The organism is Paenibacillus sp. J22P143 (assembly GCF_059692035.1).
This window is the reverse complement of the sequence record NZ_JCAUAQ010000016.1, coordinates 74156-86217: the sequence shown is the minus strand read 5'-3', so window position 1 is coordinate 86217 and position 12062 is coordinate 74156. Positions and strand designations below refer to the sequence as shown.

14 protein-coding genes and 1 riboswitch are annotated in these 12062 nt (G+C 48.3%); of the genes, 11 read left to right on the top strand and 3 right to left on the bottom strand.

Annotated features, from left to right (window positions below):
• Positions 1 to 82 precede the first annotated feature (82 nt).
• From AC58PQ_RS20080 to AC58PQ_RS20030, 11 genes are all read left to right on the top strand, one after another.
• Positions 83 to 973 (top strand): carbohydrate ABC transporter permease, encoded by an 891-nt coding sequence (locus tag AC58PQ_RS20080; RefSeq protein WP_497244607.1) that lies wholly within the window; start codon positions 83 to 85, stop codon positions 971 to 973.
• A gap of 17 nt (positions 974 to 990) precedes the next feature.
• Positions 991 to 1872 carry a carbohydrate ABC transporter permease gene (locus tag AC58PQ_RS20075; protein WP_497244605.1) on the top strand — a complete coding sequence of 294 codons (882 nt, stop codon included), beginning with the start codon at positions 991 to 993 and terminating at the stop codon, positions 1870 to 1872.
• Positions 1873 to 1954: 82 nt separating this feature from the next.
• The gene (locus tag AC58PQ_RS20070; RefSeq protein WP_497244603.1) at positions 1955 to 3793 is read left to right on the top strand and encodes a sensor histidine kinase; all 1839 of its coding nucleotides are present in this window, start codon (positions 1955 to 1957) and stop codon (positions 3791 to 3793) included.
• A gap of 5 nt (positions 3794 to 3798) precedes the next feature.
• Complete coding sequence (locus AC58PQ_RS20065; RefSeq protein ID WP_497244601.1) at positions 3799 to 4995, top strand: response regulator; 1197 nt, start codon at positions 3799 to 3801, stop codon at positions 4993 to 4995.
• Between the two features lie 157 nt (positions 4996 to 5152).
• Positions 5153 to 5692, top strand: a complete 540-nt coding sequence (locus AC58PQ_RS20060) for a C40 family peptidase (RefSeq protein ID WP_497244599.1) — start codon at positions 5153 to 5155, stop codon at positions 5690 to 5692.
• A gap of 83 nt (positions 5693 to 5775) precedes the next feature.
• A complete protein-coding gene (locus AC58PQ_RS20055) occupies positions 5776 to 6174 on the top strand; it encodes a pyrophosphohydrolase domain-containing protein (protein WP_477588213.1) in 399 nt (132 codons plus the stop codon).
• 12 nt (positions 6175 to 6186) lie between these two features.
• Positions 6187 to 6399 carry a helix-turn-helix domain-containing protein gene (locus AC58PQ_RS20050; RefSeq protein WP_497244597.1) on the top strand — a complete coding sequence of 71 codons (213 nt, stop codon included), beginning with the start codon at positions 6187 to 6189 and terminating at the stop codon, positions 6397 to 6399.
• Between the two features lie 175 nt (positions 6400 to 6574).
• The gene (locus tag AC58PQ_RS20045; RefSeq protein ID WP_028555213.1) at positions 6575 to 6775 is read left to right on the top strand and encodes a cold-shock protein; all 201 of its coding nucleotides are present in this window, start codon (positions 6575 to 6577) and stop codon (positions 6773 to 6775) included.
• A gap of 196 nt (positions 6776 to 6971) precedes the next feature.
• Complete coding sequence (locus AC58PQ_RS20040; RefSeq protein ID WP_497244595.1) at positions 6972 to 7268, top strand: cyclic nucleotide-binding domain-containing protein; 297 nt, start codon at positions 6972 to 6974, stop codon at positions 7266 to 7268.
• Between the two features lie 72 nt (positions 7269 to 7340).
• Positions 7341 to 7631, top strand: a complete 291-nt coding sequence (locus AC58PQ_RS20035) for a hypothetical protein (protein WP_497244593.1) — start codon at positions 7341 to 7343, stop codon at positions 7629 to 7631.
• 72 nt (positions 7632 to 7703) lie between these two features.
• On the top strand, positions 7704 to 8324 hold the full coding sequence (locus tag AC58PQ_RS20030) for a TRAP transporter large permease subunit (protein ID WP_497244591.1): 621 nt from the start codon (positions 7704 to 7706) through the stop codon (positions 8322 to 8324).
• Between the two features lie 186 nt (positions 8325 to 8510).
• Here AC58PQ_RS20030 and AC58PQ_RS20025 read toward each other — a convergent pair whose 3' ends face one another.
• The 3 genes from AC58PQ_RS20025 to AC58PQ_RS20015 form a co-directional block, all read right to left on the bottom strand.
• The gene (locus AC58PQ_RS20025) at positions 8511 to 9845 is read right to left on the bottom strand and encodes a 5'-deoxyadenosine deaminase (protein WP_497244589.1); all 1335 of its coding nucleotides are present in this window, start codon (positions 9843 to 9845) and stop codon (positions 8511 to 8513) included.
• 70 nt (positions 9846 to 9915) lie between these two features.
• Positions 9916 to 10015, bottom strand: a riboswitch (purine riboswitch).
• A gap of 133 nt (positions 10016 to 10148) precedes the next feature.
• Positions 10149 to 10784: a multicopper oxidase domain-containing protein gene (locus AC58PQ_RS20020; RefSeq protein ID WP_497244587.1), complete on the bottom strand. Its 636-nt coding sequence runs from the start codon at positions 10782 to 10784 to the stop codon at positions 10149 to 10151.
• A 9-nt stretch (positions 10785 to 10793) separates the two neighbouring features.
• Entirely contained in the window at positions 10794 to 12017 is a 1224-nt protein-coding gene (locus tag AC58PQ_RS20015; RefSeq protein ID WP_497244585.1) for a multicopper oxidase family protein, read from the bottom strand.
• Positions 12018 to 12062 lie beyond the last annotated feature (45 nt).

Sequence of the window (12062 nt, the reverse complement as noted above, 5' to 3'; positions counted from 1 at the left end):
ATATTTTTGGATAAACGCATTCGTCCTGTAGGGAAGAGGGAGTCGTTTATTTTAGTATATCCCCATGAAGGAGGCGAGCCAAGTGAATGTGTTAAGAGTCTCCAAGTGGACGATTGCCATGTTTGTACTGCCCTGTTTATTGATCTATGTTTGTCTCGTTTTTGTGCCCATTCTTGTATCCATGTATAGTGGATTGCTTGATTGGAACGGGATCAGTGGTGCTAAGTTCATTGGACTTGAGAATTTCCGCACGATGCTTTTCCATGACCCTGTGTTCTGGCCATCCGTGAAGCGCACATTAATGTTTGCTGTATTTTCCATGTGTGAAATCCCAATTGCATTGGGTGTAGCCATTTTACTTAATCGTTTTGTCAAAAAACCGAATTTCCTCGTTTCTGCGTACTTTTTACCGGTTATTTTATCAGTTGTTATCGTTGGTCAATTGTGGAAAACCATTTATAATCCAGCGTCTATGGGCGGTATGCTCAATCAAGTTTTAGATCTGCTAAACTTACATAGCTGGACGAGATCGTGGTTAACCGATCCGAAAATAGCCATGTATTCCCTCTATTTTGTAGCACTTTGGCAGTACTTGGGTTACCACACTTTAATCCAGTTTACTGGTATTCAGAACATTCCTGCTGATATCTATGAAGCTGCGCGTCTTGATGGAGCAGAAGGCCTTAAAGCCGACTGGTATATTACTTTCCCTATGAATATTCCGATTTTCAAAATATCGATTGTCCTTGCTTTCATCGGTTCCTTACAAGCGTTTGACATGGTTATGGTTATGACTGGTGGCGGACCTGCCCATGCGACAGACGTTATTTCTACACTGATGTACAACAACTCATTCCTTTCCATGAAATATGGCTACGGAAGCGCGATTGCTGCGTTCTTGGTTGTGATTTGTCTGATTGCTACGGTCATTATTAACTCGGTGTTTAACCGTTTAGAGAGAAGATTTACTTGAGGAAGGGGAGTGTCACCATGCAAAACGCCAGGGAAGCAGCTTCGGCTAAACCTGCCATTATACGGAGACGCAAGAGCTTCTCTATCCTGAAAGTCATTGTCATTGCATTCTTGTCCTTACTTGTGGTCACACAGGTATACCCATTGCTGTGGCTATTTATTTATTCATTAAAAACCAATGAGGAAATTCTCTCGGGACGTTTTTTCGCTTTACCAGAAGTGTTTCAATGGAAGAACTTTTCCAGTGCGATTGAAGCAGGGAATTATTTCAAATATTTAAAGAATAGTTTATTTGTTACGTTGGTCACGATGGTAAGTGTTCTGTTCTTGAGCTCCTTAACGGCCTTTGCGATTACAAGGTTCAAATGGAAATACGGTCAATTGGTCATGGTTATCTTCCTGATCGGGATGATGGTTCCGATGCAGGCAACATTATTGCCGCTTATGATTATTTTTAAAAACATGCATATCCTGAACACGCATCTGTCCATCATTTTGCCTTACATTGCGTTTCAGACGCCAGTTGCCGTCTTTATCCTTAGCGGCTTCATGAAGTCTATTCCGGCAGAAATTGAAGAGTCAGCGGTCGTGGATGGAGCCGGAGTCTTTAAGATTTTCAGCGGCATCATTCTTCCCATTTCCGTGCCTCCGATGATGACGGTGTGTATTCTAACCTTCATTAATATCTGGAACGAGTACATCCTTGCGGCGACATTTATCTCGTCCGAGCGGCTTAAGACGCTTCCTTTCGGGGTGAACAGTTTCGTAAGTCAATATTCCGTTAATTATGGAGCGATCGGCGCTTTCCTCGTACTAGGTGCGCTGCCGGTTATTCTCGTGTACTTCTTATTAGCGGACAAAATCACAAAAGGTATGGTAGCGGGAGCGGTGAAGGGTTAACTTCACCCCTCTCTTTTTTCGTTTTCAAATTTAGGTGTGTTAAAATAGCAAATACTGCCTAACGAAAGGGGACCGCGCAGACGTGAAACGGGGCCTTAATTCCATTCATAATCGGCTATTCATGCTATTTATCACTTCTATGCTCGTGCTCGTGCTGCTTGTCAGTGTTCTGTACTACCAGAAGACAACCCAAATTATACATAGCAAGATTAGTGATTTGGCTCAGAAAAATATCTCGCAAACCGTAGGTTTATTTGATCTGCTCTTACAGGGCTATGATAGTATTACGAAATCATTAAATAGTAACTATGAAATGCTTCGTCTCATTCAAGATCGTGATTCGAATCCTGATCTGGCAAGTAGTATTTTCAATGAACGTACCATCACGAATATTTTGGGAGCGATCTATTATTCGCGTGATGATATCATCGGTATTCATGTCATCACGAATGCAGGTAAGAACTATAATTATGAGCGCGGCTTTGACAGTGTCATTAATACCAACTATTCATCTGCGGACTGGTACCAGAAGCTACAGGACTCCTCAGGCGAAATGGTCTGGTTAGGGTTGGTCGAGGGATCAGTCATCAATCAGTTTCAGCGCGCTCCACTCTTCGTCTTTGGCAGGAAGCTATATGACCTCACGGACCATCGGGTGATTGGTGTCATGCTGATCGAAACGAATCCACAACCCATTCTTGCTGCACTTTCCAACGTGACAATTAGCCCGAACAGCAGGGTTTATATCGTAGATCGAGAGAATCACCTGATCGCAACGACAGCTGAAGATAAGAAATCATTTCCTTCGTTCAGTGGTCTTCCGCGTCCTTCAGAGAATGAAATCATTGTAGATGATCGCACAGATCAATTAATTGTAGCCGCGAAAGCGAAAATGTCAGATTGGACCGTTTTCGGCTTAACACCCAAAGAGGATATCAATGCGGAAGTCGTGAAAACGAGAGAGTACCTCTATGTTGTCATCGTTGTGCTCATTATTCTTTCTACGGCATTGGCGAGTCTGATATCGCAGAATATTGCCTCCCCGCTGAAGCTGCTGATCCGTGAGATGAAGCAAGTGGAGATGGGGAATTTCAAGGGCTCGGTGACGGTCAAATCCTTTGAGGAAATTAACTCGCTGGTGTCCTCCTTTAATCGCATGGTGAATCGGATGGATGAGCTGATTGAACGTATTACGCTAGCTTCCATGAGTGAGAAGAATGCCGAACTGCAGGCACTGCAGTCTCAGGTGAATCCTCATTTCCTCTATAACACGTTGGATATGATTTATTGGATGCTAGATGAACGAGAGAATGATCGCTTAGGCAAAGTCATTCTGGCGTTGTCTCATATGTTCAGGTACAGCAGTGATTGGCAGGAAGCGTCCAAAACGACGCTGCAACAAGAGCTGGATCAGATGCGCCATTATATGACGATCATTGAGAACCGCTTGGAGGGCAGGGTAAGTACGGAGATTCACATTGATCCGGAGTGGTTGGATGTTGTTCTGCCCAAAATGACGCTGCAGCCCATCATCGAGAATGCTGTTAAGTATGGGCTAGAGCCACTTCGAGAGCCTGGGGTGCTTCGGGTATTCGCTCAGGTGCAGGAGCAAGAGCTGCATATCATTATCTCCGATAATGGGGTGGGGATTGAGGAAAGACTTCTTCGCCAGATGCAGGAAAGACTTGTAGAGGATGCGCGCATGATAGGTGATCCGTATACCTACAAAGCAGGTGACAAATCAACTGACTTGCAGCCCATCCAGGGCAGCATGATGACGCGGAGAGGCATCGGTCTTACCAATGTACATCGACGTATTGTATTACTGTTCGGTGAGGCCTACGGACTCCGGATAGAAAGTAAACAAGAGGTAGGAACTACGGTTATCATTGCGATGCCGCTTCCTCGTAAGGGGGTATAACGATCATGGATATTCTTATCGTTGATGACGAGACCATTATTTTGCAAGGCATTCAACGCACGCTTCAGAATCGCTTTCCCGAACACATAATCCACTTAGCTTCGAATGCGGAGCAAGCCATAAGTATACTTCGCAGTCAAACGATTCATATCGTGCTAACGGACATACTGATGCCGGGGATGACGGGTCTAGAGCTTATGAATATGTCGCGCAGCCGCCATCCCCATGTGAAATGGGTTGTGATCTCCGCTTATTCGGAGTTTTCCTACGCACAAGAGGCTGTGCGTCTTGGGGCAAAGGACTATTTGCTCAAGCCGATCGGCAAAGAAGTGCTGAGCGAAATGATTCGCAAGCTGAGCGACGAGATCGCCCATGATACAGAGCTGATCGAGGAAGCGGAGCTGCTTAAGACGAATCGCAAATTTCTGCAGGAAGCTGTTTTCCAGCGCTGGGTGCAGGGTCTAGATACGGGGCGTATCGATATGGGACCTTTCGTGGAGCAGCACCCTTATTTCAACTTAATTATGGTCAAAATGGAGACCGACAAGGCCGTCTTCCTCGAAAATTTCATTATCGAGAACGTCCTGTTGGAGCTGATTGAACGCTACGGCAAGGGCTTCGTGACGGTTCACGACAGCAAAAGCTTGCTGGGACTCGTCACGCCGCCCGAAGGAACAAGTATTGCACAGCTCATTGAGGAGCTTCGCAGTCATCTCATTAAATATTTGAAGGTTCCCTTCCAAATCATGAGTACGGAACGGATCAAGCAGTTCCAATCGGTGCCCGCGGAGGTGCAACGGATGCGGCAAGCGTCAACCACGCAGGTTTATGAGCATCATGCCAGCGGCAGTGATCGTTCTGTCGAAGTTGCCCTCCAATATATGCGTACTCACTATCATGACGATCTTTCACTGGAGAAAGTGGCGTCGATTGTCTACTTGAACCCTGTGTACTTTAGTCAGCTCTTTAAGCAGAAGACGGGTCAAGGCTTCAAGGAGTTCGTGATTAACCTGCGATTGGAGCAGGCGAAGCAGCTGCTTATGAATCCGAAGATGAAGCTGGCTGACGTTGCTGAGCGTATTGGCTATCAAGATATGAGGCATTTTTCTCAGGTGTTTAAAAAGAAATATGGGGTTACGCCGTCGGAGTTCCGTCTGGAGCATACAGGCGATAAAGTGGATTCATTGCTGTCAAGAGATTGATTCTCATCGAATTCTCATGGAATTCTCAGAATAATGCCTACATCTAGGCGTGACGCGACTTTCCTCCTTCGATGTTAAATATTAGGGTGTTTGGCATGTGCTATGGTAGTAGCAGGTCAAGCAAGCTCATATTTAATTTTAGAGGAGGAAATCAATCATGCTTTTTGTGAAAAAGAACCGCCTTACTCAATCTGTCGTAGGTCTAAGTCTTTCCTTGTTAGTCGCGGGAACTGCGATTTTAAGCCCGCAGGCGGCCTCTGCTGCCACGGCGACTACTAGTTCAACCATAACAAGCGCTTCAGCTACATCACTGAGCACGTCCCGCGTAGACAGCATTCTGCGTACAGCGAAATCGTATATCGGGAAGGTTACCTACCGCTACGGTACGAGAAACACAAGTAGTCTTATCCTAGATTGCTCTGCCTATACGCAACTCGTATTCAGCAAAAATGGGATTTCGATCCCATGGGGGTCTAAAGCGCAAGCGCAATTAGGAACCCGTGTCTCCAAGAAGACAAGCCTAAGCAAGGGTGATCTAGTGATGTTCAGTACATCGACACCAGGTCGTGTTAATCATGTAGGCATCTATATCGGCAATGGGCAGTTCATTAGCAATACAACCAGTTCTGGTGTTGTCGTACGTGAAATGAACTCAGGCTATTGGAAGGACCGTTTTATTATGGGTCGTCACTTGTAATAGGCATGGGAGATATTGACCACAACTCCTCCAAATGGTATATAGTAGAAAACGAAAACCATGGTAAGGGAGTTTAAGATACAATGACATTAAAGCTAGCTTTTGAAGCTGTGAAAAAGTTTCATGAAACATTTGAGCATCCGGTGGGCGCATCACCGCAGCGCCTATCCGCTCAGCGTAAGGCCGCGCGACTTGCGTGGATGCAAGAAGAGCTGAATGAATTTGAAGAAGCAGCTACCTTAGAAGATGAAGTCGATGCAATGATCGATGAATTATATTTTGTACTGGGAACACTTGTAGAAATGGGTGTAGAGCCAGGACCGATCTTTGATATCGTTCAGCACGCGAACATGTCCAAGGTTTGGCCGGATGGCAAGGTTCACAAGAATGAAATGGGCAAAACCATCAAGCCGCCAGCCTGGGAAGACCCATTCGACAAAATTAGAACTGAAATTCATAGACAAAAAAAGTTGGAAAGTTGAGGTGAGGCGATCATGGCCTTCCATATCCGGCTCAAAGAGCTGCGGCAACAGCAAAATATCACACTTCGTAAATTAGGGGAGAAAGCTGGGATCTCTTATTCCATCCTAAATTCCATCGAAAATGGTCGAATCGTCCCGTCGAAAGATGTCGCATTAGCACTAGCTGTGGCGCTTAAAATTGACGATAGGGAATCCTTCATAGCTTTAGCAATAAATCCCTCTTAGGTATAATTGCAATACCGAATATTGTGTGGTACAGTATTAATAGTCTTAAAGGGAAAACCTGAATTGCGTATTGCAAAGGGTTATCATTTAAGTAAATGAAACCTTTTCCAATGTGTAATTTTTTTGTTCGAAACAAGAAAAAAGACATGTTAATAAAACTTTGGAGGTATTACCCATGGCAGTAGGAACAGTTAAATGGTTTAACGCAGAAAAAGGATTTGGATTTATCGAAGTTGAAGGTGGAAACGATGTATTCGTACATTTCTCCGCAATCACTGGCGAAGGTTTCAAATCTTTGGACGAAGGCCAACGCGTTGAGTTCAACGTAGTTCAAGGCAACCGCGGACCACAAGCTGAGAACGTTGTAAAACTGTAAGCTTCAGCTTGCAAATATAGCATTCTCTAGAAAGACCCTTAACTTTTAGTTAAGGGTCTTTCTTTTTGCGTTGTGATGGCTGCTAGGAATTTTTGTGGACAAATTTGTCATATCAAACGTACAGTATTCTTTGAGCTGATAGATTTACGTGTATACATAGCATCTGCAAGAGTAAACTTTTGTGGTGATTAAAGACATGGAGATGTTTAAGGACTTCTCTAACATAGAGTTAGCTAAGCTTTTGGGGAAATTAGACAAGCTGAAGGGGCGAGCGGGAGATACGCTATTTAAGCAGGGTGACCCTGGCGATAGCATGTATCTAATTGAGAGTGGCAGAATTGAGCTGTTCTCTCAATCGCCAGAGGGTGCGCGCCAGTCGCTAGCGAGCTTGCAGGATGGGGATACGCTAGGGGAAATGGCGCTGTTAACGAACGAGCCAAGATCGGCAACAGCCATCGTAGCTGTAGATAGCGTTCTCTACTATATTGATTGAGAAACCTTCGATCGTTTAGTCGTCGAGCAGTCTCAGATCTCCTCTTATTTCATTCGGCTGCTTTCGCACCGGTTGGTATCGACCAACGGTCGATTACAAGCCTCGAAGGAAGCGAAAGCGCAATGGGTGCTGCACGAGGTGGAACAGCTGCCAGAGCCTGTGCGAGACTTCCTATTTGCGTGTGCACGCTTGCCGAGTATGAACAGCGGACTGTTGATGCATCTGTTTAAAGTGACCATGCAAGAAGCGGATGAGGCATATGCTGCTCTTGGACGCTTCTTGCAGAAGGACTTGGAGAGCAATTCCGTTCAGATGCGTTCTGAAATCGCACGAGTGATGCTGGACATCTTGCCACAGTGGTAAGACGAGAGTCAGCAACAGCTGTGGGTGGATCAAGCTTTGGCTTACTACCGAGCCGAAGGAGACTGGGCAGCTATGGTTGAGATTTATGCTGCGCGAAATGAATGGGAGCATGCACTCGACGTGGCGGCGCTAGCCGCAGGGGAAGCCGAGGAGCCGGGGCAGGCACTCGAAGGAGAGCGAGCAGAGTCTGAGCGGCAGCAGCAGGCAATCGGCCATGCGCTTCGACGCTGTCCAGACGGGCTGCTCGTCGCGCGCTACGCGGTCTTGTGGGCGTATGGCTATGTCCGCTACTGCGTGAAACACGCGCCTGAAGCGGGCTTATCCATCGTTGAGGCGGCGCTGGATCAGCAAGGCGCCGCCTTCAGCTTCTCGGCCGCCGCCAATGAGCTTGGACTTGTCGAAGCGCTATCTTCGTTCCTAGGCCAACATATGGGCGTTTTCGTAACGTCGCCGTTCTTCTTCCTGGCCGCGGTTATCTTGCTCTCGTTCATCGTTACGTTGATCGTTCGGGATGATCCAGCCGTTATTTTGCTGGTCACGGCACTCTTGCCGTTGGCTGACCAAGCAGGTGTGCACCCGTGGATTCTCGTTTTCGTGGTGCTGCTATCGACGGATCCGTTCTTCTTCGCGTATCAATCGCCGACGTATCTGACGGCTTACTATAGCTCGGAGGGGAAAGCTTTTAGTCATTGACAAGGCCAAAAGGTTGCATTTGCCTACGGATTAGCCGTGTTGCTGCTTGCTCTTCTGTGTGTACCTTATTGGAAATAGCTTGGGCTGATTCACTAGTTAAATACAGCAGAAATCCTCCAGACCCTTAGGTGACGAAAGGGTGATGGAGGATTTTTTGAGTTGGGAGAGGAATGGCGGGAGTTGAGGTTAACGCAGGTTAGCTCGCTTCAGCAACCGCTGAATCGAGCGGTTCGCTTCCGGCAGGACGATGTCCTTATCAACCGTCCGCATGATACGGTTTTCCATGACGATCCGACCATTGATGATGGTCGTCTCCACATCGGCGCGTGTCGCGGAGTAGACGATGCGCGAGATCGGATCCACGTCGTAGGACGGATACGTGTGGAAGTTGTTGAGATCGAGGATCGCAAGGTCGGCCTTCTTGCCGACTTCGAGACTGCCGATCTCACCCTCCATGCCGACCGCGCGAGCGCCGCCGATGGTCGCCATGCGGAACACCGTCTGCGCGTTCATTGCCGTCGGTCCGTGAACGGGCTTCTGGATGAGCGCAGCGAGCCGCATCTCGTTGAACATATCGAGATTGTTGTTGCACGGCGCACCATCTGCTCCTAAGCTGACCGAGATGTCCAGCTTCAGCATCTCTGGGGTCTCGGCGACCCCTGAAGCCAGCTTCAGGTTGGAGCCTGGACAGTGGCTGACATGCACGCCACGCTCGTGGATGATGCGTTTTTCCTCATCATCGAGCCAGATGCAGTGCGCCAAGATCAGCCGCTCATTGGCTAAGCCGAGATGATCGAGGTAGACGACGTTGCGCATGCCCGTTTCGGCTTGAACGATCTCGATTTCACCGCGATTTTCGGACGCGTGTGTGTGCACTTTCACTTTGTACTGTTCGGACAAATTGCGAACCTCACGCAGCAATTCCTCCGTACACGAGATGACAAAACGCGGTGAAAACGCGTACTGGATGCGTCCGTCGTCGTGTCCGTGCCATTTTTCTAGCAAATCAACACTCTGTTGTAGCGATTCTGTCGTATTTTCCTGCAAGGCGAAAGGAACCTCGTCCCCTTTGTCCATCATCACCTTGCCAGATAAGGCCCGAATGCCGCTCTCTTTTATAGCCTGAAAAGCAAAATCGGTGTGATGCACCGTCTCCATATCCACGATCGTTGTGGTTCCGCTTTGAATCAGTTCGCCAATACCGAGCATCGCGGAGTAGTAGATCGACTCTTCGTCATGGGCGGCTTCCAGCGGCCAAATCCGATTTGTCAACCAATCCATCAACTCGAGGTCGTCCCCCTTACCACGGAACAACGTCTGACACAGGTGAATATGCGTTTGAATAAAGCCGGGAATGACGGTGCGGTTCTTGGCGTTGATGATTTTATCTACATGTGCGGGATTCAAATCCGGTCCAATAGCGGTAATGCGATCATTTTCGATCAACATATCCCCGTTTAAAATGTCTCCATTGCGGTTCATGGTCACGATCTGCGCATCTTTAATTAAAATAGTTGTCATCGTTCAAAACCTCCTACTCCCCTAATGTATGAAAATGTAGGCATAAAAAAACTAGCCATGAAAAATATGCCTGTCCGTGCACATTTTTCGTAGCTAGAAATTTACGGTTTCTAAGTAGAGACCCTTAATCCAATTATTAAGGTTATACGAAAGAAGTCATATGCAATTATGTCGTGCCTGCTTTTCTTAGCGTAATCCGCAGAGGTCAATTTGTCAACGGTGTAAGTTAACATGACATGCCCTCCCTCTTTTTTGAAAAAACGGCTTCCAATTGTTGAAATTGCGCGATAAATAGCACTTTGGTTATTCAGGATGGTTTAACGTGCCGCTTCCTACCGAATAAGGCGTTGTGATTCCCTCATACATCAAATGCATGGTCATCCCCGTAGTCGCATGCTGCAGATTGTGGCAATGGTCCATCCAAAGGCCAGGATTATCCGCGACAAAAGCAACCTCGTACGTCTCACCTGCGGCGACGTTCAATGCATCCACACACCAGGGACTTCCGGTTGAAGGCTGCCCGTTGCGACTCAGCACCAACATGTGGTGTCCGTGCAAATGCATCGGATGGGTAGCGCTGCTGTGATTGGCGATCGTCGTTTTCACAACGTCTCCCTCTTTTACCATTAACATAGGCGTATCAGGAAATAGCTTGCCGTTTATCGTAAATGAATACGTGAATGCTCCATTGAAGAAGCCTAATCGTTTATCTAAAATGAGCTGGAATTCGCGGTCGTATTGTCCGTTGAAGGCTGCAATAGCGTTGGCATCTGGACTGCCGTACGTCAGTGGGTCCCAGAGGGATCCGCGCGTGCTCGCAGTGTCCTCAAACGCTATATCCTTGCCATCTGGACTCATCAACAAGGAGGCATGGTTACCCCTCCCATTCTCGGACTGTGGACCTAGTAGCACATACCCCAGCGGCATCGTGAATGTCACGTCATAGCGTCAACCTGCTGCGAGGAGTAAATCTTTCTCAACTAGATCTGTAGGCCCATGAAGGTTCGATCCATCAATGGCGACCACTTGAAAAGTCGTACCTAATAACTTGAAGGTTATGGGTGCATTGTCTGTATTAATGAGACGTAAGCGAACCGGCGTACCCGGTGTAATCCGCTGGATTTGGCGTGTATCCGAAGCTCCAAAAGCGATTTTGTTCGATGTACCGTCAACGGTTGAATAGGTATGTGCAACAATCGGGATGTCTAGTTCATTTGGCTTAGTATCGGTATCAAGTTGAGCAGGCTCTACAAGTAATGACCCAAACAGACCTTTACCAGCTCCCACATAGGATTGCTGATGAGAATGATACCAATACGTTCCCGCATCGCTGGCCATGAATCGGTACACATAGGTTTGGCCGGGCATGACGGCATTTTGTGTTACTCCTGCCACTCCATCCTCCGCATTGGGGACATCGAGGCCATGCCAATGGAGGGTAACGCCATCCTCGATATCGGTGTTCACCAACGTGACTTCCACCAATTGCCCTTGCTTCACGCGCAGCTCTGGGCCTGGCAGCTGGCCGTTAAACGTCCACGCATCCACCTGTTTACCTGAGCTGAGCATCACGGTTTTCTTCATAGCCGTGAGCGTAAACCGCTGATCCGGCGTCCCCTCGCGGGGACCCGTCAGCGACGCCACGCTCGTACCGCCCACGCCGTGGTGGGCGTGGGAAGTGCCCTCCGCCGCCATGTTCATTTCGGCGGGCAAACGGCTCATCTGGCTAGCTGCGCTTAGCCAGATCCATAAAACAGCTGCCGCCGCTAGGACGCCAGTGGCAGCGCGCACAACCCGCACCCCGAGCCGTGGCTTCGTCCACGCGGGGCTGCGTATGGCCAGGTATCGGCGGTGCAGCCGATACCCCTGCAACAACGTGCCGGCTGCGGCTAGCAGCGTCGGCACGACGATAAGCTTCACCGGCAGCGGAACCGCGGTGAAGTAGGTGTAAAAGAACACGGTCATCGCACCTAGCATGACCGCGTGCACGGGCAGCGCCAGCGCGATATGCGCAGCGCTAGCACGCACTTCCGCAGTAAGAGCTACGCACTGCGGCCCTTTCAACCTTTCCAACAGCCGAGTCAACCGCCACAGCCTAGGCACGGACCAACACAGCGTCGCCAACACCGGAGCGCCGACTAATAACAGCTCAAGCCCCAGCTTCACCTGCATCGATGGCCAACCTGCCGGCCACGATGTTAGGATGATCGCGGCTTT

Excerpts from the sequence above, each read along its gene's own strand:
- AC58PQ_RS20015 (WP_497244585.1), bottom strand. The coding sequence starts at position 12,017 with ATGCAGGTGAAGCTGGGGCTTGAGCTGTTATTAGTCGGCGCTCCGGTG.
- AC58PQ_RS20045 (WP_028555213.1), top strand. The coding sequence starts at position 6,575 with ATGGCAGTAGGAACAGTTAAATGGTTTAACGCAGAAAAAGGATTTGGA.
- AC58PQ_RS20025 (WP_497244589.1), bottom strand. The coding sequence starts at position 9,845 with ATGACAACTATTTTAATTAAAGATGCGCAGATCGTGACCATGAACCGC.
- AC58PQ_RS20060 (WP_497244599.1), top strand. The coding sequence starts at position 5,153 with ATGCTTTTTGTGAAAAAGAACCGCCTTACTCAATCTGTCGTAGGTCTA.
- AC58PQ_RS20065 (WP_497244601.1), top strand. The coding sequence starts at position 3,799 with ATGGATATTCTTATCGTTGATGACGAGACCATTATTTTGCAAGGCATT.
- AC58PQ_RS20030 (WP_497244591.1), top strand. The coding sequence starts at position 7,704 with ATGGTTGAGATTTATGCTGCGCGAAATGAATGGGAGCATGCACTCGAC.
- AC58PQ_RS20075 (WP_497244605.1), top strand. The coding sequence starts at position 991 with ATGCAAAACGCCAGGGAAGCAGCTTCGGCTAAACCTGCCATTATACGG.
- AC58PQ_RS20040 (WP_497244595.1), top strand. The coding sequence starts at position 6,972 with ATGGAGATGTTTAAGGACTTCTCTAACATAGAGTTAGCTAAGCTTTTG.
- AC58PQ_RS20055 (WP_477588213.1), top strand. The coding sequence starts at position 5,776 with ATGACATTAAAGCTAGCTTTTGAAGCTGTGAAAAAGTTTCATGAAACA.
- AC58PQ_RS20050 (WP_497244597.1), top strand. The coding sequence starts at position 6,187 with ATGGCCTTCCATATCCGGCTCAAAGAGCTGCGGCAACAGCAAAATATC.